Raw genomic sequence first — 19,595 nt, 5'->3', positions numbered from 1 at the left:
CCTTGATTCCGCGCATGTCTGCCAAGTGAGCGTCCGCGATGCGACGCTTCGCCCCTCTTACCCCCGCCCCAATTGCTCTGCCGCCTCGGCCATCAGCTTGTCGGACGCCGCTTCCACCACTTGCTCCAGTTCCGCCAGAAAGGCGCGCGGCTCGCGCCCGGCGGGGATCGGGGGCAGGAATTCGACCACCGCCAGCCCCGGTTTGCGATAGAGGCTGTGGCGCGGCCAGAACATGCCGACATTGGTGGCGACCGGCACGCAATCCTGCGCCAGTTCCTGATAGAGCACGGCGGTGCCCACTTTATAGGGTTGCTTCACCCCCGGCGCGACGCGGGTGCCCTGCGGGTAGATGATCAGCTGCCCCGCCTCCAGCGCGCCGGATTTGACGCGGGCGGTCATGTCCTTGATCGCCTGCCCGCGGCGACCGCGATCCACCGGTACGCAGCCCAGACGCAGCGCGTACCAGCCCAGAATCGGCGCATAGGAGAGCTGTTTCTTCATGATGAAACGCGGGTGCGACAGGGCACCGAAGATCATGATGATATCGAGAAAGGACTGGTGTTTGGCGGCGATCAGCACCCCGCCCTCGGGGACGGTGCCGCGCACCTCGCTGCGCAGCCCGATGAGCCAGCCTGCCGACCAGCGCACATAGCGGCAAAAGGCGTGGCAGGCGGCCAGCGCGCCCTCGCGGCGGGCCAGCGCATAGGGCAGATAGGCCACGCCCAGCACCAGCATCGCCAGATACATCTGCCCGATGAACAGCACCGAGCGCAGCCATTGCAGCGCATATCGCATCAGGTGACTCCTTTGAGAACGCGGAAGGCGGTGGCGAGGCTGGCGCTCCATGCCAGAAGCGCGGTCAGGGGCGGAATGGCCAGCGGCAGCGCCCATGTCCAGCCCTGAAAGCCAAGCCCGGCCAGCACCGGCACCGCGCTGCCCGCCTGTGGCAGCGCCAGCAGCGCGAGCATCGCGACCGCCGTCCCGGCGCTGGCGCCGATGAGCGCGCGGCGCGAGATGCTGCGCACGAAGGCCAGCGCGATGAAACGGTCGCGCGCACCCACCAGCCGCAAGACGCGGATCACCTGCCCGTTCGAGGAGAGCGCGGCACTGGCGGCGAGCGCGATCATCGCGGCGGTGACGGCGCCGATCAGCACCAGCGAGACCAGCGCGAAGCTTTGCAGCCGGGTGGCGGCCTGCACCAGCGGGCGGCGCCAGCGGCTGTGATCGTCATAGACCGCCGCCGGGGCCTCGGCGGCCAGCCGCAGGCGCAGCCCCTGCCGGTCGGGGCCCTCAGAGGTCTCGGTCAGTTCGATCAGGCGCGGCAGGGGCAGCGCATCGAGCGGCAGATCGGGGCCAAGCCAGGCCTCAAGCAGGGCCGCCTGTTCCTCGGGGACCATGACGCGGGCCTCGGCAATGCCGGGGGTGGTGCGCAGCACGTCAAGGACCAGCGCGGTCTGGCTGTCCATTTCCTCGGGCGGGGCGGAGAGGCGCACAGTCGCGGTCTGCGACAGCGCCTCGGACCAGTTGGCGGCCAGACGGGCAGATGTGACCGAGAGCGCGAGGGCAAAGACCGCGAGGAAGGCCATGGCGGCGGCCGAGAGGGTGATCAGCCAGACGCTCTGGCCGCGACCGGGCACGACAAGGCCGGAGATGGCGCGCGCGCTCACAGCTCGGACCCCGCCAGTTGCAGCCTGCGCCCCGAGATCCGCATCACCCGCGCCTGTACCTGCGCTTTGGCGAAGCGGATCAGGTTCAGGTCATGGGTCGCGATCAGGACAGCCGTGCCCATGCGGTTGAGTTCGATCAGGAGCATCATCAGGCGCTGCGACATCTCCCAGTCGAGATTGCCGGTCGGTTCATCCGCCAGCAGCACATTCGGAGCGCCGATGATGGCGCGGGCCAGCGCGGCGCGCTGGCGCTCGCCGCCCGAGAGCGTGGGCGGCAGCGCCTCTGCGCGGGTGCCAAGCCCCACCCAGGTCAGAAGATCGCTCACATCGCTGGCCCGCAGCGGGCGGCCGGTTGCGGTCAGGGGCAGGCCCACATTCTGCTCGACCGTCAGATGGTCGAGGAACTGGCAATCCTGATGCACCACGCCGATCCGTTCGCGGGTTTCGGCCAGTTGATCACGGGTCATGGACTGCAATGCGCGGTTCATGAGCGTGACCTTGCCCGAACTCGGCAATAATTCGCCGTAGCAGAGTTTGAGAAAGGTGCTCTTGCCCGCACCCGAGGGGCCGGTCAGGAAATGGAAACTGCCCTTGTCCAGCCGCACCGACACATCGCGAAAGAGCGGGCCGCCGCCGTAATCATGCGCGACATCCTCGAAGACGATCATCGCGGCCCCCTATGCGCGGACTGGCGGTGCCGGGTCGGCCTGAGCATTCTTTCGGTCCCTTGAACAGACACTCTAATAACCTTGGCGTTTGCGTTCGTGCTTGCTACAACATCTGTAAATCAAGGCCAATGCCCGTTTGAGGCAGCGAGCAAGGTTCCGTGATGCGTATTACCTGCCCGAGTTGCAAAGCTCAGTATGAAATCGACGACGGCCTGCTGCCCGAGGATGGGCGCGAGGTGCAATGCTCGGCCTGCGGGACGGTCTGGTTTCAGGACCATCCGCTGATCCTGACTGAGCGCAGCCCCGCCCCGGTTGCACCCCCCGAAGCGTCTGCGGAGGCGGCCAGTGACGCCGGGGATGAGCCATCGCCTGAAGAGGCAGAGGCCCCGGCGGGTGAGGCGCGCGCGAAACCCGTGGATGAGCAGGTGCTGGAAATCCTGCGCGCCGAAGCCGCGTTTGAGGCCGAGCAGCGCGCGCGCGAAGCGGGCGGGCTGGAGACGCAGCCCGATCTGGGGCTGGCAGGCGCCGCGCCCTGGCCCAGCGACCCCGCGCCGGAGGAGCCTGCCGAGAGCCCCAAGGCCGCGCGGAGCACGGAGCCCAAGGCACCGCCCTTTCCCGATATCGAGGATATCAGCGCCTCGCTGGAGCCGATCCGGAACGGGCGGCCCCGCCGGGGCAGAACGCCCGAGGCGGTGGCCGTGCCGCCGACCAGTGCCGAGCGCAGCAGCAGTTTCATCCGCGGCCTGACCCTGCCGCTGGCGGTGGCTCTGATCCTTGTCGCGCTCTACCTTGCCGCGCCGATGATCGGCGGCGCGGTGCCTGCGCTGGCCCCGGTGACGGAGGGCTATGTCGGGGCGGTGGACGGGCTGCGCGGCACGGTCGCGGGGCTGCTGGGGCTGTAGGGGGCAGTTGCCTGACGGGGGGGGCTCCTGTGCCTTCAAGTTCGGGAGGCGGGTATGGGAATGAACCTCGGCCCGCCATGGCTGGTCTTGGCAAGGATTGATGAAACCGGCGAGGTGGTGATCCTGCGTCGGGACAATTTCACCGGCGCGGGGATGCGGCGGGTCATCTCTGCGCGGCGGCAGGAGCCGGGTAGCTTCGCGGCTGTGATGGCCAGGGATGGCAGGTTCGCCGTCTATCCTGATGGCAGGGTTTACGATCCGCTTGATGAGACGCGAGGGCGGCAAAACGGCACAATGTCGGATCGGGGGCATCGAGCCTTACTGACGGCGGAAGCCTTGTTTCGCCAGATGGCAGGCATGAGTTGGGAAGAGGCTTCAAGGCCGCGCGATCCTTTTCTGCAAGCCGCCAAGATCCTGCTTTGGGCAGTGCTGGGATTCTTGGTTCTTGTCTTGTTGACAACGGTATCGCGACGCCCGCTCCGGGCGCAGGACCGGTAGTGGAGCGCGCCGCCGCGCAGCGCCCGACCGCGGGGGGGCGCTCACTCCGGTTTTGGCGGGCAATTTATGGCGCGGCATATTCCGGCGGTTTAGAAATGCCCGACAGCGAGAAGCGCCCGCCCGGGGGGCGGTCGGGCGCTGCGCGGCGGCCTGCGGCCTTGATTCCGCGCTTGGGCTTCTAAGCGAGCGTCCGCGATGCGGTCAATCCCGCCATCGAGTCTCTGGCGGCGAACAGGCTGGATCGGCCTCTCGCTTTGGGCATCTGACTTGCGGGCCGTTTTCAGCGCGCGCCGCGCCGGGCGCGCGCCCTCCCCCTCAATTCCCGCCGAAGATCGAGCCCAGAATCCCGCGGATCGCGTCATCGAGCGACGAGCCGCCCTGTGCGGCAGGGGCTTGCGGAACGGGATGGACCGGGGCCTCGGAGCGGGGCGGTTCCAGCACCGGGCGTTCCGGTTCGATCATCGGCAGCGGCCGGGGCGAGAGGCCGCGATGCACGCGCTCCATCGTCTCGCGCCAGATCTCGGCAGGCAGGCCGCCGCCGGTGACGCCGGTCAGGGGCGAGTTGTCGTCATAGCCCATCCAGACACCGGCGACATAATCCGCCGTGAAGCCGATGAACCATGCGTCGCGCGAGGCCTGGGTCGTGCCGGTCTTGGCCGCGACCTGCCAGCCCGGCAGGCGGGCGCGGGTGCCGGTGCCCTCGGCCACGACGCGGGTCATCATCCATGTCAGCACCTGCGCCGAGCGTTCCGAGATCACACGCTCGCCGATCCCGGTCGAGGCCCCGAAAAGCGGCGTCGAATCGCCCAGCAGGGTGAGTTGCTCGATCCCGTAGGGCTGTACGGCGCTGCCGCCGTTGAGGATACCCGCATAGGCGGCGGTCATTTCCAGCAGATTGGCCTCGGAGGCGCCCAGCGCCAATGCCGGGCCTTCGGCAAGGTCGCTGTGCAGGCCGAATTTATTGGCCACTTCGCGCACCTGCGCCCGGCCCATGGCTTCGGAAATGCGCACGGCGGGGGTATTGAGCGATCTGGACAACGCCTCTGTCAGGGTGACGAAGCCGTGGAAGCGGTTGTCGTAATTGCGCGGCGACCATGGGCCGGAACCGGGAATATTGATCGTGAGCGGCGCATCCTCGACGATATCGAAAGGTTCAAACCCGTTCTCCAGAGCGGCGGCGAAGAGGAAGGGTTTGAAGGCCGATCCGGTCTGGCGCATGGCCTGAGTAGCGCGGTTGAACCCACCCACCGAAGGCGAGCGCCCGCCCACCATGCCGCGCACCGCGCCATCGGCGGACATGACGACCACGGCAACCTCGGCCTGCGAGCCGTCCCGCACGCGGGTCTTGAACACATCGGCCACGGCATCCTCGATCGCGGTCTGGATGCGCGGGTTGAAGGTGGTACGCATGATCACGTCTTCGGTGGTGTTGCGCGTCAGGTAAGAGGGGCCGGATTGCATGAGCCAGTCGGCGAAATGGATCCCGCGCTGCGCCTCGGCCTGTTGCGAGAGCGTGGCCGGATAGGAGCGGGCTTCGGCCACTTCATGCTGGCTGAGATAGCCCTGATCCGCCATCAGCCCGATCACGACATTGGCGCGGGCCTGCGCACGTTCCAGATTGCGCGTCGGCGCCAGCAGCGAGGGGGCGGGCAGAAGCCCCGCGAGCATCGCGGCTTCGGCAGGGCCGACCTCGGCGGCGCTGCGCCCGAAATAGCGCTGCGCGGCAGCTTCAAAGCCGCGCGCGCCTGCGCCGAGGAAAGCGCGGTTCATGTAGATGGTGAGGATCTCGTCCTTGCTGAACTTGGTTTCCAGCGCGAAAGCATAGGGCACTTCCTTGATCTTGCGCCAGACTGTGCCGCGGCGGCAATCTTCCTCATAGGCGGTTTCCGACGGCCATTGGGCGGAATCGTAGGGCACGCCAAGGCATAGGAGTTTCGCCACCTGCTGGGTGATGGTGGAGCCGCCCGCGCCCGAGAGGGCGCTGCGCCCCGCGCGCAGGTTCGAGCGGATCGCCCCCGCGATGCCGCGCGGGCTGACGCCGAGATGCGAATAGAAGCCCCGGTCCTCGACCGCGATGATGGCGTTGCGCAGATGCGGCGAGACGGTCTGGGTGGTGATCGCGCCGCCGAAGGTTTCGCCGCGCCAGGCGAAGACACTGCCTTCGGCATCCATCATGGTCACCGAGCCGCGCGCGCGTGCGTCGAGCAGATCATCGAGCGGGGGCAGGGTCGTGTAGAAATAGCCTGTGGCCAGCGCCACGATCAGCGCAAGCGTCGCCCCCAGCCGCCAGGTCACGCCCCAGATGATCCGCCAGATCAGCGACACGAGACCGGTGATCAGGCGCACGACGATATTGTTGCTGCGGGGTTTCGCGGGTCCGCTTTTGCGGCTGGCGGGTTTGGGCGCTGCAGCTTTCGCCTTTGCCCTCGGCGCCACACGCCGCTCCGCCACAAGCTTGCGCCCGTTCCCACCTGTCCTGCTCATATCGCCGCCCTGAAAATTACCTGCATGCTCTATGCAACCATTGTAACGCGTTCCTGGGGGTAAATGACATTATGCGCCAGAGATTACCACCGACTTCGCAAGAAGTTGTAGCGCGGAAGACTCACCAAATGGATCCAAATTTTGCACATTATTTGTGCAGTGACTTAATTTTGTGCACATTTTTTTCGTTTCTTGCGCCGAGGCGGCGCGGCGCTGCGGCAAAAGATTGAGACTCGGGCGCAGGAAACCCCTGATGACGGCGTGCGGTCTGAGATGACTCTCGCTCTGAAGAAAGGGGACAACCTGTGAAATACATCATAGCGGCTATTAAACCGTTCAAGCTTGAGGAAGTCCGCGAAGCCCTGACTGCCATCGGGGTACGCGGCATGATGGTCACTGAAATCAAGGGTTTCGGTGCGCAATCCGGCCATACTGAAATTTATCGCGGTGCGGAATATGCGGTGAACTTCGTGCCCAAGCTGCGGCTGGAGATCGGTGTGTCAGATGGCATGGTCGATCAGGTGGTCGAGACCCTGCAGAAAACGGCACGGACCGACAAGATCGGGGACGGCAAGATCTTCGTGCTGGATCTGGAAGCGGCGACGCGCGTGCGCACAGGGGAAACCGGTGATGACGCGCTCTGAAACCCTGGCGGGACAAACTCAAGAAGGACAAATGCTGATGCAACTCAAGAAGATACTTCCGCTTGCGGCCCTTGCAGTGGCGCTGCCCACGCTGGGGATGGCGCAGGAGGCCGAAGCCGTGGCCGAGGCCGCCCCGGATGTGCTGGAGACGGTGGCCGCGCTGAATACCGAGATGGTATTCATCATGAATTCGCTCCTGTTCCTGATCGGGGGCTTTCTGGTCTTCTTCATGGCTGCCGGTTTCTGCATGCTGGAAACGGGTCTGGTGCGCTCGAAGAACGCGACCATGCAGGCCACCAAGAATGTGGCGCTGTTCTCGCTGGCCGCGATTGCCTATTTCATTGTCGGCTTCAACCTGATGTATCCGGGCGACTGGGTGATCGAGGGCTGGCTGGGGGGCATTTCGCCGACCGTGCTGGAGCCTGTGGGCGTTGAACTCGCCGATGTCGATGATGTCGAATATGCCTCGATCGGTTCGGATTTCATCTTCCAGCTGATGTTCTGTGCGGCGGTCGCCTCGATCGTGTCGGGGGCTGTGGCCGAGCGCATCAAGCTCTGGCCCTTCCTGATCTTCGTCGTGATCCTGACCGGTATCATCTACCCGATTCAGGCCTCCTGGAGCTGGGGCGAAGGCTTCCTGGACGAGATGGGCTTCTCTGACTTTGCTGGCTCGTCGATCGTGCATGCTGCTGGGGGCTGGGCCGCATTGGCCGGGGTGCTGGTGCTGGGTGCACGCTATGGCAAATATGGCAAGGACGGCAAGATCACGGTCATGCCGGGGTCGAACCTGCCGCTGGCCACGCTGGGCATGTTCATCCTGTGGCTGGGCTGGTTCGGCTTCAATGGCGGCTCGCAGCTTGCCATGGGCACGATCTCGGATGTGGCCGATGTGAGCCGGATCTTTGCCAATACCAACACGGCCGCTTCGGGCGGGGCTGTTGCGGCGCTGATCCTGTCGACGGTGCTCTACAAGAAGCCTGACCTGACCATGGTGCTGAACGGCGCGCTGGCCGGTCTGGTCTCGATCACGGCAGAACCACTGACGCCTTCGCTGGGAGCTGCGACCCTGATCGGGGCTGTGGGTGGCGTGATCGTAGTCTTTACCGTGCCGCTCCTGGACAAGCTGAAGATCGACGATGTGGTCGGTGCGATCCCGGTTCACCTGTTTGCCGGGCTCTGGGGCACGATGGCTGTGCCGCTGACCAATAGCGATGCCAGCTTCGGCACGCAGTTTGTCGGCATGGCGCTGATCGGGGCTTTCATGTTCGCCGCCTCGCTGGTGGTCTGGCTGATCCTGAAAGCGGTCATGGGGATCCGTGTCAGCGACGAGGATCAGGTCACGGGTCTGGACAAGACCGAGATGGGGATGGAAGCCTATCCCGAATTCGGCAACACCTGATCTGTTTCGAGACTGTGTTGAAAGGCCCCGCATCGCGCGGGGCCTTTTGCTATTGGGGGGATGTGTTCGGGGTAGGTAGGGTGCGTGCGGAGCCACGCACCCTACGCCCCCAATCAGCGCAGCGACCGCCCCTTGATCACCGCATCGGGGCCGAAGCGGGCGCGCAGGCGGTCCATCGCCTGTTCGGCCTCGGCGCGGCGCGCGGCCTGCGGGTCGAGCAGATCGGGGCTGAAGCCGGGGCCTGCATCCGGGGTGAGATCGGAGAGCCCCACCCCGATCAGCCGGAAGGGCGCAGCGGTCATGGTCTGCGCCAGCAGCGGCCCGGCATTGCGCCAGATCACATCAGCCAGCGCGGTGGGCGCATCGAGCGCGCGGCGCCGCGTCAGGATGCGGTGATCGCCGCGCTTGAGTTTCAGCGTGACCACGCGCCCCGCCAGCCCTTTGGCCTTGGCGCGGCCCGAGACCTGATCGGCCAGCCGCCACAGATGCCCCTCCAGCAGATCGGGGTCGCGCAGATCCGCGTCAAAAGTGGTTTCCCTGGAGATGGATTTCACCCCTCGGTCGGGGGCGACCGGCCGCGCATCCTCGCCGCGCGCCAGATGCCAGAGCCGGGTGCCCATGCTGCCGAACCGCGCCACCAGTTCTGACTGGTCCCAGCGCAGCAGATCGTCGATCACACGGATGCCTGCGGCTTCGAGCTGCGCCCGGCTGGCCGCGCCCACGCCCCAGATCAGGCTGACCGGTTTGCCGCGCAGAAATTCCGCCGTATCCGCGCGATTGATCACCGAAAAGCCGCGTGGTTTGTCGAGATCCGAGGCGATCTTGGCCAGAAACTTGTTATGTGACAGGCCCACCGAGCCCGAGAGCCGCAAGTCGCGTTCCATTCGCTGTAGCAGCTTTGCCAGCATCACCGCAGGCGGCGCATGGTGCAGCCGCGCGGTGCCGGTGAGGTCAAGGAAGGCCTCATCGAGCGACAGCGGCTCGATGGCGGGGGTCATCTCCTCCATCATCGCGCGGATCTCGCGCGAGGCGGCGGTATAGGCGTCGAACCGGGGCGGCACCACCACGGCTTCGGGGCAGAGTTGCAGCGCCCGATACATGGGCATGGCCGAGCGCACGCCATGGATGCGCGCGATATAGCAGGCCGTGGTGACGACGCCGCGATGCCCGCCGCCCACGATCACCGGCTTGTCGCGCAGGGCCGGATTGTCGCGTTTCTCGACACTGGCATAGAAGGCGTCGCAATCCATATGCGCAATCGTCAGATCGAACAGTTCCGCATCGGCCACGACGCGGGGCGAGTGGCAGGAGGGGCAACGCGGCCCGGCGGGAAATCGGGTCAGGCAGTCACGGCAGAGCGCAGGCATGGCGCGGTGATAGCGCGTCTGCCCCCGGTCTGGCTATCGGTTTCAGAGGCCGAAGTGACAGTCGGCGGGGAAGGGTTGGGCGGCGAAGCCCCCCGTCCGGCTTTCCTCAGGGATGGGCCACGGCGCAATCCATCGCCCGCGCGGAGAGGCGCAGGCAGGCGCGTTCGGCCTCAGATTGGGTGAGACCGGCGAAACTGGCCTCGAACCGCCCGCTGGTCTGGCGGATGCGGCTGACGCCATTGCCCAGCGCGGCGGCTTCGGCCATCTTGACCGTGATCAGGCTGCGCTCGGCGGCGGCGCGGGAATTGAACTGCCCCAGCGACACCCCCCAGAGCCGTCCGGTATCCGAAGTGGAGAGGCTGATCACCCGCCCGGCACTGTCGCTCTGCTCGACATGGGCTTCGACCACAGCGGCGATGGCCTGACGTTCAGCCGAGTCCCGCGCATCCATGTCGCGGCTGGTCAGGATGATACCGGGATTGGCGGCAGGTGCAGCGGGTTTCTCGGGAGCGACGGTCAGGCGGGCGGGCAGTACCTGCGCCATTTCGGTCGCGCTGTCGGGATCGGGGCCGTCTTCGAGCGGGGTCGCAAGCTCGATCGGCTCACCCGCAGACAGCGGGTCGCCAAGGATCGTTTCGGCAGAGCCGATCCAGAGCATCTCTGTTTCGGCGGTTGCCGCATCCGTGGCCGCATCCGTGGCCTCGGAAGCCATCGCCAGCGCGGTTTCCGGGGCCGGGGCTTCCTCCGGCGCGGGCGACGCGGCTTCGGCCAGCGCGGATGCGGGCCGGGACAGGTTCTCGGGGCGCGGCATGGGGGGCACGCGGGCCTGTTCGGTGACGGGTTCGGGCGCGGCCTCGGTCGCAGCAATGGCTTCGGCAATGGCCTCTGCGACCGCGCCGGCCGTGGTCTCGGCAGGTGCGTCATCCGTGGCCGTCTCGTCTTCGGTCAGCGCGGCAAGCTCTTCCGGGGCCACCACGGAAAACCCTGCGGCCATGGCGAGGTCAAGCTGGTCTTCCGGCGCGGGCTCTGGCACGGACAGGGCGGCGGTCTCGCGCGGGGGTGGTGTGACTGGCAGCGCATCGGGGGCGTGCTGCGCCTCTGGCGTGGCGAGCGCGGCCACGGTGGTATCGACGCTTTCGCGCACGGCCAGCAGCAATTCCTCTGCCGGGGCGCGGGTGGGGCGCGGGGTCGGACGCGGGCTTTTGCGCACCGCCATTTGCAGGCGGATCGTCTTGGCCGAACCGCCGCTTTCGGCGGCGTCAGTACCGGAACTGCTGGGCGCAGAGGCGACGGCGACCGCGCCGCGCCCCTGATAAGGCGGTGTGCGCGGGGCGCGGGTGGCGACGCGATTGGGCGCGCGGCTGAAGCCGATATCGAGAAGTTCCGCCACATGCGCATTGCGCTGCGCGGTCGAGGTACCGCCGAACATGGTCGCGATGATATGCTTGCCGCCGCGCTGGGCCGAGGCGGTCAGGTTGAAGCCTGCGGCGATGGTATAGCCGGTCTTGATACCATCCGCGCCCTGATAGGCGTCCAGAAAGCGGCGGTTGGTATTGGGGACATGGGCCACGCCCGCATCATCGCTGCGGCGCGAGAACATGTTGTAATATTGCGGATAGTCGAAATAGAGCTGGCGGCCGAGAATGCTCATGTCGCGCGCGGTCGAGACATGGCCGGATTGGGTCAGGCCGTGGGGATTGCGGAAAGTGGTGTTCGACATGCCCATGGCGCGGGCGGTGCGGGTCATGCGTTCGGCGAAAGCCTCGACCGAACCGGAAATGCCTTCGGCGATGACGACGCTGGCATCATTGGCCGAGCGCAGGGCGGCGGCGCGCAAGAGATAGCGCAGCGAAATGCGCTGGCCGGGGCGCAGCCCGAGACAGACGCAGGAGGTGCCTGTGGCGCGGCGGCTGACGGTGAACTGCGTGTCCAGCGTGACCTCGCCATGCTTGATCGCTTCAAAAGCGACATAGAGCGTCATCATCTTGGTCAGCGAGGCGGGGTGCAGGCGGGTGTCATGGTTGCGCGCGAAGATCACCTCGCCATTGCGGGCATCCATCACGAAAGCGGCATAGGGCGCAGCCTGCGCTGTCCCTGCGAGGGCCACCGCGCAGAAGATCGACACTATCGCCAAGGCATGGCGAATCGCTCGCATAGGGTGCGCCTGCATTCCGTGCCTCTGTGTTTTGCCCGCTGATTTTTTTGGTGCGGGTCAACTGCTCAACCTTAAGGTAGCATGAGAGGCAGATCAGGAAAAGTATGAATTTTCAGAGCGTTTCGGCGATTTCCTCATGCGGTTTGGCGCAAGTTCTAGCGTCGCGGCGCGGGGCGACTACCAGATAGGCCCGCATGGGGTCGCGGCAGGCCGGGACAGGGCTTCGGGGGGTGGTGGACCATCGGCGGGAAGGGGCTGATGTGGGGGCTGCTGGTCAGATTCTCTGGAGAGAGGGCAGAAACATCTCTGCTTCGGCATGAACCAGTGTGGAGGCGCGCGCATCGGGATGCGCGGTCAGGTAATGCGACACCATCTGATAGCCCAGAGAGTAGCCCAGCCATCTTGGCCGCGCGGTTGTTCCGAAAAACCACGCACTATGGCTGTATCCGGTATGGCGCCAGTCCCGCAGCGCCTTGGGGAGATGCTGGCGCAGCACCGAATGCTGCAGGCTTTCCCATGGCTCGGGCGGCCCGTTGAACACTTCCTGCGCGAAATGCCCTGCAAGACCTTCCGAGACCAGCGCCTCGCCCAGCGTCCTGCCATATCCCGGCCCGTCCCATCGCGCGGAATGATGCAACTCATGGGCCAGCATCCTTTCGAGCGACAGGGCCGGGTTGTCCCGCAGCGAAGGGTGATCCGGGTCAACAGTGACATGGATCAGCCCCTGCTCGGGCGCATAGCCCAGATGCCCTTTCTCGGGGATGACATCCTGGCCTGCTTTGACGATCACGTCAGTGTCGCGCAGGGGCAGCAAGGCTGCCGATGCCACGAAGGCGGTGTTCAGGCACTCGGTCAGCCAGTCGGTCAAACCCGAAAGCTGGCCGCGCGCATTCATGAAATGAAGGGTCAGTTTCGGCATGACAGGGACCATCACATCTCGTCGTGATGGCGGCAAGGGGCTTTGGCCAGCGCCCTGCCTGCTGAAGTGTCCCGGCGTTTCTGAAATTGCGCCTAACCGACAGGATGCTGGGCGCGGAAGCCCACGGCGAAGCGGTTCCAGGCATTTATCGTCGTGATGACAAGGGTCAGTTCAACCCGCTCGCGCTCGTCAAAGGCCGCTGCCAGTAGCGCGTAATCCGCATCCGGCGCCCCGGTCGCTTCCAGCCGGGTCAGGGCCTCGGCCCAGGCGAGTGCGGCGCGCTCTTTGGCGTCGAAGGCGGGGCTTTCGCGCCATGCGGCCAGAACATCGAGCTTCTGCTGGGAGAGCCCTGCCTCGCGCGCTGCGGGCGCATGCAGGTTCAGGCAGAAGGCACAGCCATTGATCTGCGAGACCCGCAGCTTGACAAGTTCGCACAATGCGTCGGGAAGCGATACGGATTTGGTGGCCGCATCCAGATCCATCATGGCCTTGGTGGCCATGGGTGAGGCGTGGAAATAGTTCATTCTGCCGGACAAATGCCGCCCTCCGCTTGCTATCTGCTGCCGGGTGTAGCCGGTGGCGCATAGCCCGTAAAGCGTGCCGCAGCGTCGGGGGGTCAGCTGCCATCGATCCAGCCGATCAGATCGGGCAATTCGCCCAGATCGGCCAGTTGGCGGAAACGCGGATGCTGGACCGGGGCTTCGGCCTGTTCGATTTCCCATTCCAGCCCATGCGGCACATGCACGCCCCAGCCGCCCGCCATGATCGGCGGGATCACATCCGAGCGCATGGAATTGCCCACCATCAGCGCCGCTTCCGGCCCCTCGCCATGACGCGCGAAGATCCCGGCATAGATGGGCGGGGTCTTGTCCGAGACGATCTCGACCGCATCGAACATCTCGCCTAAGCCCGATTGCGCGAGCTTGCGTTCCTGATCCAGCAGATCGCCCTTGGTGATCAGGACCAGCCGGTGCGAGGGGGCGAGGGTGGCAATCGCGTCGAGCGCATGAGGCAGCAACTCGATCGGGTGGCGCAGCATCTCCTGCCCGGCGGCTAGCAGTTCGGCGATCACGCTGGCGGGCACGCGCTCTTCCGTCACCTCGATGGCGGTTTCGATCATCGAGAGCACGAATCCCTTCACACCAAAGCCATACTGGCCCAGATTGCGCCGCTCGGCATCGAGAAGCCGCGCCATCAGCGTGTCGCGGTCGGTGTAATCGGCCAGCAGGGTCGCGAAATGATCCTGCGTCATGCGGAAGAAGCGCTCATTGTGCCAGAGCGTGTCATCTGCATCGAAGCCGATCGTGGTGATGCGGGTCATGGGGACGGTCTTTCGCGGGATTGTCCGTGCAGACAGGTCTTTTCAGGCGGCTGGGTTACGCTATATTGCAGGGAAGCTTGCAATTCCAGTCGCAGAAACCCCAGTCGCGGAAACCTATCGTCCATGACACGCACCCTGACCGCCCCTACCCTGTCTGACCGTGACCCCAAGGGGCCGCAGAATGATGGCGCGGTCGTCACCAAGACCAAGACGCGGACGCAGCGCCCGCCAATGTACAAGGTGATGCTGCTGAATGACGACTATACGCCGATGGAATTCGTCGTGCATGTGCTGGAGCGGTTTTTCGGCATGTCGCATGCGATGGCGTTTGACATCATGCTGACCGTGCACAAGAAAGGGGTGGCTGTTGTCGGCGTCTTCTCGTATGAGGTCGCCGAAACCAAGGTCGCGCAGGTGATGGATTTTGCGCGGCGCCATCAACATCCGCTGCAATGCACGCTGGAAAAGGAATAGGCGCGCGCGCCTCTCATGACCCCGATGACTGTGATCTATCATGATCCCGCCCCGCGCGCGGCGCGGCTTGCACTGGCCCTTGACGGCGGGCTGGTGCTGCCCGACGGCGCGATTTCGGTCTACCGTCCGCGCGCGGGCGAAGATTTCTCGCTGCTCGATGCGGCCCGCGTGCGGATGGTGCAGGGGTTTCGCCCCGATCATGACGCTTTCGCGCAGATGGGCTGGCAGGTGGGCATTGTGTCGGCTCCGGCCCCGGTGGCACTGATCTGCCTGCCGCGCGCCAAGGCCGAGGGGCTGGCGCTGATCGCGGAAGCTGTGGCGCAGGGCGCGCGGCTGGTGCTGGTGGACGGGCAGAAAACCGACGGGGTGGAAGCCGTTCTGAAAGCGCTGCGCGCGCGGGTGGATGTGGCAGAGCCGATCTCGAAAGCGCATGGCAAGCTTTGCTGGTTCGCGCCGGGGGATGCGGATTTCAGCGACTGGGCGGCGCGGCCCGCGACAGTGACGGACCCGGATCTGGGCGCATTCCGGACGCTGCCGGGGGTGTTTTCCGCCGATGGGGCGGATCCGGGCTCGGCCCTGCTGGCGCGCGCCCTGCCCGAGACCCTGCCCGAGCGCATGGGCGATCTGGGGGCGGGCTGGGGCTATCTCTCGGCGGCCTGTCTGGCGCGCAAGGGTCTGGGCGAGATGCATCTGATCGAGGCAGAGGCACAGGCGCTGGAACTGGCGCGGGTCAATATCGCGGATGCGCGGGCGCAGTTTCACTGGGCGGATGCGACGACATGCGCGCTGCCGGTCTCGCTGGGCGGGATCGTGATGAACCCGCCCTTCCATACCGGGCGCAGCCCGCAGCCGGCGCTGGGGCTTGCCTTCATCGCCAATGCGGCGCGGATGCTGGGCACGCGCGGCACGCTCTGGATGGTGGCCAATCGTCATCTGCCCTATGCTGATACGCTGGCGCGACATTTCGCGCGGGTCGATGTGCTGGAAGAGACCCCCGCTTTCCGCGTCTGGCAAGCGAGCGGCCCGCGCAAATCCGCGCAGAGCGTGACCCGGGCCCGGCAAGGGAAGGACAGGTGAGATGAGCTATTCCATCGCAGGCAAGACCGCCATCGTGACCGGGGCCGCCAATGGTGTGGGCCTTGCGATTGCGCGGCATTTCGTGGGTCAGGGCGCCAATGTGGTGCTGGCGGATCGCGACGAGTCAAAGCTGAAATCCGAGATCGCCACGCTGTCGGGCCCTGATGAGCATGCGATTTTCTTCGCCGGTGATCTGCGCGAACGGCTGACAGTGGCCAATCTGATTTCGGCCACGGTCGATGCCTATGACAGCGTGGATATTCTGGTGAATGCGACGCGGTCATGCATCGTGTCGGATCCGCTGGATGACCAGAGCGAGGCCGTGCATGAGGCCTTGCAGCAGAACCTTCTGTCGAGCCTGAAACTGTCGCAGGTGGTGGCGAAGCGGATGATTGCGCAGGCCGAAGGCTCGGCGGAGCGGCGCAATGCGATTGGCTCGATCATCAACCTCTCGTCGATTGCGGCGCGGCGCACGCAGCCGGAGCTGATGGCCTATTCCATCGCTTCGGCGGCGCTGGATCAGATGACGCGCTCGATGGCGGTGGCTTTTGCGAAGCACCGGATCCGCATCAATGGCGTGGCGCTGGGATCGGTGATGAGCGCCAATCTGAAAGACCAGATGCAGGCGCATGATGATTATCGCGACATGATCCTGCGGCAGACGCCGATGGGGCGGATCGGGGCGGCGTCAGAGGCGGCGGAAGCGGTGCAGTTTCTGGCCTCGGATGCGGCGGCTTTCATGACCGGGCAGATCATCACCATTGATGGCGGGCGCACGCTCTTGGACCCGGTGGCGGTGCCTGCGCATTGAGGGTGAGGTAGGGTGCGTGCTGAGCACGCACCCTACGCGGGACAGGCGGCGACCCGCTCGGCGGTCACAGCCGCAAGCCGCGCGCGTTCGCGGCGCAGTTCCAGAAGGCGGGCTTCTTCGGCGGCGGGCAGCACCTCGGTGCGGGTCGCGCGGGTGCCGGGCGTATGGGTGGTGCAGAACAGCACCGGCTCGCGCGGCCAGGCGCAGATATTGAGCGTGGTGCGCCCCTCGGTCGCCTCTGTCACGCGGTAGCCCCGGCGCAGCGCCGCTTCGCTTTCGGCGATCTGCGCATCCATCGCGCGCAGTTCGGCCCCGGCGGCACGGATGCAGCTTTGCTGCGGGCTGGCGCAGGCTGCGAGAACAAGCAGGACTGGCAGGGCGATCAGGCGCATGGGCGGGGCTCAGCGCGGCGAGCGTTTGGCAAGGATGCGTTGCAGCGTGCGGCGATGCATCGACAGGCGGCGCGCGGTTTCCGAGACATTGCGGTCGCATTGCTCGAACACCCGCTGGATATGTTCCCAGCGCACGCGGTCGGCGGACATCGGGTTTTCGGGCGGCTCGGGCAGCGGGTCGGCATCGCTCGCGAGCAGCGCGCGCACCACATCATCGGCATCGGCGGGTTTCGAGATATAATCGGTCGCGCCGATCTTCACGGCGGCCACAGCGGTCGCGATGGCGCCATAGCCGGTCAGCACGACGATGCGGGCATCTTCGCGCGCCGCGCGCAGGGTTTCGACGACATCGAGCCCGTTGCCATCTTCGAGCCGCAGATCGATCACCGCATAGGCGGGCGGGCGGGCCTTGGCGACGGCCTTGCCCGCGAGGACGGAAGCGGCGGTCTCGACTGCGAAGCCGCGCCGTTCCATCGCGCGGGCGAGGCGTTTGAGGAACACCTCGTCATCATCCACCAGCAGAAGCGAGGGGTCGGGGCCGAGATCGGGAAGCTGGTCTGTGTCCATCTGCGCTCTCACTTTCTTATTTATTGGTAGAGCGCGGCGCGAAAAAGGTCAATTTGGCATTCACCTCAGGCATTGTTGATGAAACAGGCCAGCGTGTCGGCCACGGCTTCGGGGGGCTGGTCGCGGCGGATGACATCGACGAAGCCATGTTCGGGCAGCAGGAAGTAGCTGAAGGTGGAATGGTCGATCAGGAAGAAGCTGTCATCGCTTTCCTGCCGCGCGAAATAGACGCGGTAGGCCTGCGCGGCCTTGCGGATCTGCTCTTCGGTGCCGGTCAGGCCGATCATCTCGGGATGCATGAAGCGGACGAATTCGGCCAGCGCCTCTTGCGTGTCGCGCTCGTGATCGACCGAGATGAAGACGGGCGTCACTTTCAGCCCGCGTTCGGCCAGCAGATCGACGACTTGCGCATTGCGCGCCGTATCCAGCGGGCAGACATCGGGGCAGAAAGTATAGCCGAAATACAAAAGCACCGGACGATCAGTGAAATCGGCCTCGGTCACGCTGCGGCCGGTGTGATCCACCAGTTCGAACGGCCCGCCGATGGCCCCTGCCCCGCCCGAGATCGACGTGCCCCGGCATTGCGCGAAATCGCCGCTCCGCTGGCCCTGAAACACCATATAGCCCAAGCCGCCCAGAAGGGCCGCGATGAAGCCGAGGGCCAGAATTGAATAGAGGCGAATCATGAACTTCTCTCTGGTTGCGCGGATGCGGCCTTGATGCCGCAAGGGTCGCGCCCTAACAATCCCGTATAGCGCAACTGTGACAACTCGTCCCTGTTGCGGCAAGCGGAGGGCCAAGCCGATGACCACGCCCGCCTTTGGCGAGATCTCGCAGGACCATCGCGGCGACTGGGTGCGGCTGCGCACGATGACCTATGTGCGGATGCTGGCGCTGAGCGGGCAGGTGGCGGCGCTGCTGGTAGCGCATTTTCATTTCGGGCTGCGCTTCGATGTGGCGCTGGTGGGGCTGGTGGTGGGGGCTGCGGGGCTGTCGGTCCTGTCCTCGCTGATGCTGTTTCCGCAGACCAAGCGGCTGTCGGAGGCCGAGGCCTTTCTGACCTTTCTCTTCGATATCGCGCTGCTGGTCTGTCTTTTGTATCTGACCGGCGGGATCACCAATCCGTTCAGCCTGCTGATCCTTGCCCCGGTCGCGGTCGCGGCCATGGCGCTGCGGCCGCGTTCGGCACTGATCCTCTCGCTGATCGCGATTGCGCTGGTGACGCTGATTGCCTTCAGCTACCAGCCGCTGCGCTTTGCCGATGGTACGGTGCTGAGTGTGCCCGCGCTTTTTGCCTTTGGTTTCTGGGCGGCGATTGTCATCGGCATCCTGTTTCAGGCCTTTTACGCGCATCGGATTGTCACCGAGGGCACGTCGCTCGCGAATGCGCTGCTGGCCGCGCAGATGGCGCTGTCGCGCGAGCAGAAGCTGACCGATCTGGGCGGCGTGGTGGCGGCGGCGGCGCATGAATTGGGCACGCCGCTGGCGACGATCAAGCTGATCGCGGCGGAACTGGCGGAAGAGGTACAGGACCGGCCCGATCTGGCCGAGGATGCGCGGATCCTGCGCGAGCAGGCGGATCGCTGCCGCGATATCCTGCGCTCGATGGGGCGGGCGGGCAAGGATGACCTGCATCTGCGCCGCGCGCCGGTCGAGGCGGTGCTGCAAGAGGCCGCGGAGCCGCATCTGGCGCGGGGCAAGGCGGTGCAGTTCCGCATCGCGCCGGGCCCCGGCGGCGCCGAGGAACAGCCGGTGATCCTGCGCCGCCCCGAGATCATCCACGGGCTGCGCAACCTGATCCAGAATGCGGTTGATTTTGCGCAGGCCAAGGTCGCGGTACAGGCGCGCTGGACCGACCGGCATCTGAGCCTGCGCATCAGCGATGACGGGCCGGGATTTCCGCCGCAGCTTATCGGCTATATCGGCGAGCCGTTCATCCGGCGGCGGCGTGACCCTACCGGCACCCGTCGGCGTCCGGGCTATGAGGGGATGGGGCTGGGGCTGTTCATTGCCAAGACGCTGCTGGAGCGCTCGGGCGCGGTGCTGGAGTTCAGCAATGCCGAGGCGCGGGGGGATGACACGCTGGGGGGCGCGCAGATCACCGTGGTCTGGCCGCTGGAGCGCATTGTGGTCGATCCTGCCGCGCCCCTGGGGGAGAATATGCTGCTGCCCCCTTGAGGGGGTGGGGCCTGCGCAAAGGTGAATGGACAAATGCCGGGGCTTTGCTATCTTTCCTGCAACAGCAAAGCT

20 protein-coding genes are annotated in these 19,595 nt (G+C 65.9%); 8 read left to right on the top strand and 12 right to left on the bottom strand.

Translation table 11 applies throughout. The features are described 5' to 3' along the window. Positions 1-57 precede the first annotated feature (57 nt). From BG457_RS13625 to BG457_RS13615, 3 genes are read right to left on the bottom strand one after another with little or no spacing between them, the layout of a single operon-like run. On the bottom strand, positions 58-795 hold the full coding sequence (locus tag BG457_RS13625) for a lysophospholipid acyltransferase family protein (RefSeq protein ID WP_071797700.1): 738 nt from the start codon (positions 793-795) through the stop codon (positions 58-60). After that, complete coding sequence (locus tag BG457_RS13620; RefSeq protein ID WP_071797699.1) at positions 795-1,667, bottom strand: cell division protein FtsX; 873 nt, start codon at positions 1,665-1,667, stop codon at positions 795-797. Before BG457_RS13620 ends, BG457_RS13625 begins: the two co-directional genes overlap by 1 nt. Then, on the bottom strand, positions 1,664-2,335 hold the full coding sequence (locus tag BG457_RS13615; protein ID WP_071797698.1) for a cell division ATP-binding protein FtsE: 672 nt from the start codon (positions 2,333-2,335) through the stop codon (positions 1,664-1,666). Before BG457_RS13615 ends, BG457_RS13620 begins: the two co-directional genes overlap by 4 nt. Positions 2,336-2,496: 161 nt before the next feature. On the opposite strand from BG457_RS13615, the gene BG457_RS13610 reads away from it, so the two are divergent. Both BG457_RS13610 and BG457_RS13605 read left to right on the top strand, forming a co-directional pair. Further along, entirely contained in the window at positions 2,497-3,237 is a 741-nt protein-coding gene (locus BG457_RS13610; protein WP_071797697.1) for a zinc-ribbon domain-containing protein, read from the top strand. Between the two features lie 60 nt (positions 3,238-3,297). Next, complete coding sequence (locus BG457_RS13605) at positions 3,298-3,735, top strand: hypothetical protein (RefSeq protein WP_139257752.1); 438 nt, start codon at positions 3,298-3,300, stop codon at positions 3,733-3,735. A 315-nt stretch (positions 3,736-4,050) separates the two neighbouring features. Here the strand turns inward: BG457_RS13605 and BG457_RS13595 are convergent, their stop codons facing one another. After that, the gene (locus tag BG457_RS13595; protein WP_071797694.1) at positions 4,051-6,219 is read right to left on the bottom strand and encodes a transglycosylase domain-containing protein; all 2,169 of its coding nucleotides are present in this window, start codon (positions 6,217-6,219) and stop codon (positions 4,051-4,053) included. 305 nt (positions 6,220-6,524) lie between these two features. Between BG457_RS13595 and BG457_RS13590 the strand changes: the two genes are divergently transcribed. Then, positions 6,525-6,863 (top strand): P-II family nitrogen regulator, encoded by a 339-nt coding sequence (locus BG457_RS13590; protein WP_071797693.1) that lies wholly within the window; start codon positions 6,525-6,527, stop codon positions 6,861-6,863. 37 nt (positions 6,864-6,900) lie between these two features. Then, complete coding sequence (locus tag BG457_RS13585) at positions 6,901-8,262, top strand: ammonium transporter (protein ID WP_071797767.1); 1,362 nt, start codon at positions 6,901-6,903, stop codon at positions 8,260-8,262. Positions 8,263-8,375: 113 nt separating this feature from the next. Here the strand turns inward: BG457_RS13585 and BG457_RS13580 are convergent, their stop codons facing one another. From BG457_RS13580 to BG457_RS13560, 5 genes are all read right to left on the bottom strand, one after another. Beyond that, positions 8,376-9,629: a DNA polymerase IV gene (locus tag BG457_RS13580; RefSeq protein ID WP_071797692.1), complete on the bottom strand. Its 1,254-nt coding sequence runs from the start codon at positions 9,627-9,629 to the stop codon at positions 8,376-8,378. 106 nt (positions 9,630-9,735) lie between these two features. Further along, entirely contained in the window at positions 9,736-11,784 is a 2,049-nt protein-coding gene (locus BG457_RS13575; protein WP_084657636.1) for a D-alanyl-D-alanine carboxypeptidase family protein, read from the bottom strand. Positions 11,785-12,058: 274 nt separating this feature from the next. Further along, on the bottom strand, positions 12,059-12,703 hold the full coding sequence (locus BG457_RS13570; RefSeq protein WP_071797766.1) for a DUF2268 domain-containing putative Zn-dependent protease: 645 nt from the start codon (positions 12,701-12,703) through the stop codon (positions 12,059-12,061). Between the two features lie 92 nt (positions 12,704-12,795). Continuing rightward, a complete protein-coding gene (locus tag BG457_RS13565; RefSeq protein WP_139257748.1) occupies positions 12,796-13,239 on the bottom strand; it encodes a carboxymuconolactone decarboxylase family protein in 444 nt (147 codons plus the stop codon). A gap of 80 nt (positions 13,240-13,319) precedes the next feature. Beyond that, a complete protein-coding gene (locus BG457_RS13560; protein WP_071797689.1) occupies positions 13,320-14,024 on the bottom strand; it encodes an HAD family hydrolase in 705 nt (234 codons plus the stop codon). A 123-nt stretch (positions 14,025-14,147) separates the two neighbouring features. Here BG457_RS13560 and clpS point away from each other — a divergent pair, with 123 nt between their 5' ends. The 3 genes from clpS to BG457_RS13545 are packed head-to-tail and all read left to right on the top strand — an operon-like array spanning position 14,148 to position 16,386. Further along, the gene (gene clpS, locus BG457_RS13555) at positions 14,148-14,498 is read left to right on the top strand and encodes an ATP-dependent Clp protease adapter ClpS (protein WP_071797688.1); all 351 of its coding nucleotides are present in this window, start codon (positions 14,148-14,150) and stop codon (positions 14,496-14,498) included. Between the two features lie 24 nt (positions 14,499-14,522). Further along, positions 14,523-15,575 (top strand): class I SAM-dependent methyltransferase, encoded by a 1,053-nt coding sequence (locus BG457_RS13550; RefSeq protein WP_071797765.1) that lies wholly within the window; start codon positions 14,523-14,525, stop codon positions 15,573-15,575. Between the two features lies 1 nt (position 15,576). After that, positions 15,577-16,386 (top strand): SDR family NAD(P)-dependent oxidoreductase, encoded by an 810-nt coding sequence (locus BG457_RS13545; RefSeq protein WP_071797687.1) that lies wholly within the window; start codon positions 15,577-15,579, stop codon positions 16,384-16,386. Between the two features lie 32 nt (positions 16,387-16,418). Here the strand turns inward: BG457_RS13545 and BG457_RS13540 are convergent, their stop codons facing one another. The 3 genes from BG457_RS13540 to BG457_RS13530 all read right to left on the bottom strand — a co-directional run bounded on the left by BG457_RS13540 (position 16,419) and on the right by BG457_RS13530 (position 18,031). Further along, on the bottom strand, positions 16,419-16,778 hold the full coding sequence (locus BG457_RS13540) for a hypothetical protein (protein WP_071797686.1): 360 nt from the start codon (positions 16,776-16,778) through the stop codon (positions 16,419-16,421). A 9-nt stretch (positions 16,779-16,787) separates the two neighbouring features. Continuing rightward, positions 16,788-17,345 (bottom strand): ActR/PrrA/RegA family redox response regulator transcription factor, encoded by a 558-nt coding sequence (locus BG457_RS13535; RefSeq protein ID WP_071797685.1) that lies wholly within the window; start codon positions 17,343-17,345, stop codon positions 16,788-16,790. 65 nt (positions 17,346-17,410) lie between these two features. Continuing rightward, entirely contained in the window at positions 17,411-18,031 is a 621-nt protein-coding gene (locus BG457_RS13530) for an SCO family protein (protein ID WP_071797764.1), read from the bottom strand. 118 nt (positions 18,032-18,149) lie between these two features. On the opposite strand from BG457_RS13530, the gene regB reads away from it, so the two are divergent. After that, positions 18,150-19,523, top strand: a complete 1,374-nt coding sequence (gene regB / locus BG457_RS13525; RefSeq protein WP_071797684.1) for a sensor histidine kinase RegB — start codon at positions 18,150-18,152, stop codon at positions 19,521-19,523. The last annotated feature ends 72 nt before the right edge of the window (positions 19,524-19,595 follow it).

The organism is Natronohydrobacter thiooxidans (assembly GCF_001884735.1).
Lineage (GTDB): Bacteria > Pseudomonadota > Alphaproteobacteria > Rhodobacterales > Rhodobacteraceae > Roseinatronobacter > Roseinatronobacter thiooxidans_A.
Note: the sequence above shows the minus strand (reverse complement) of the source record. Positions and strands in the feature narration are given on the sequence as shown.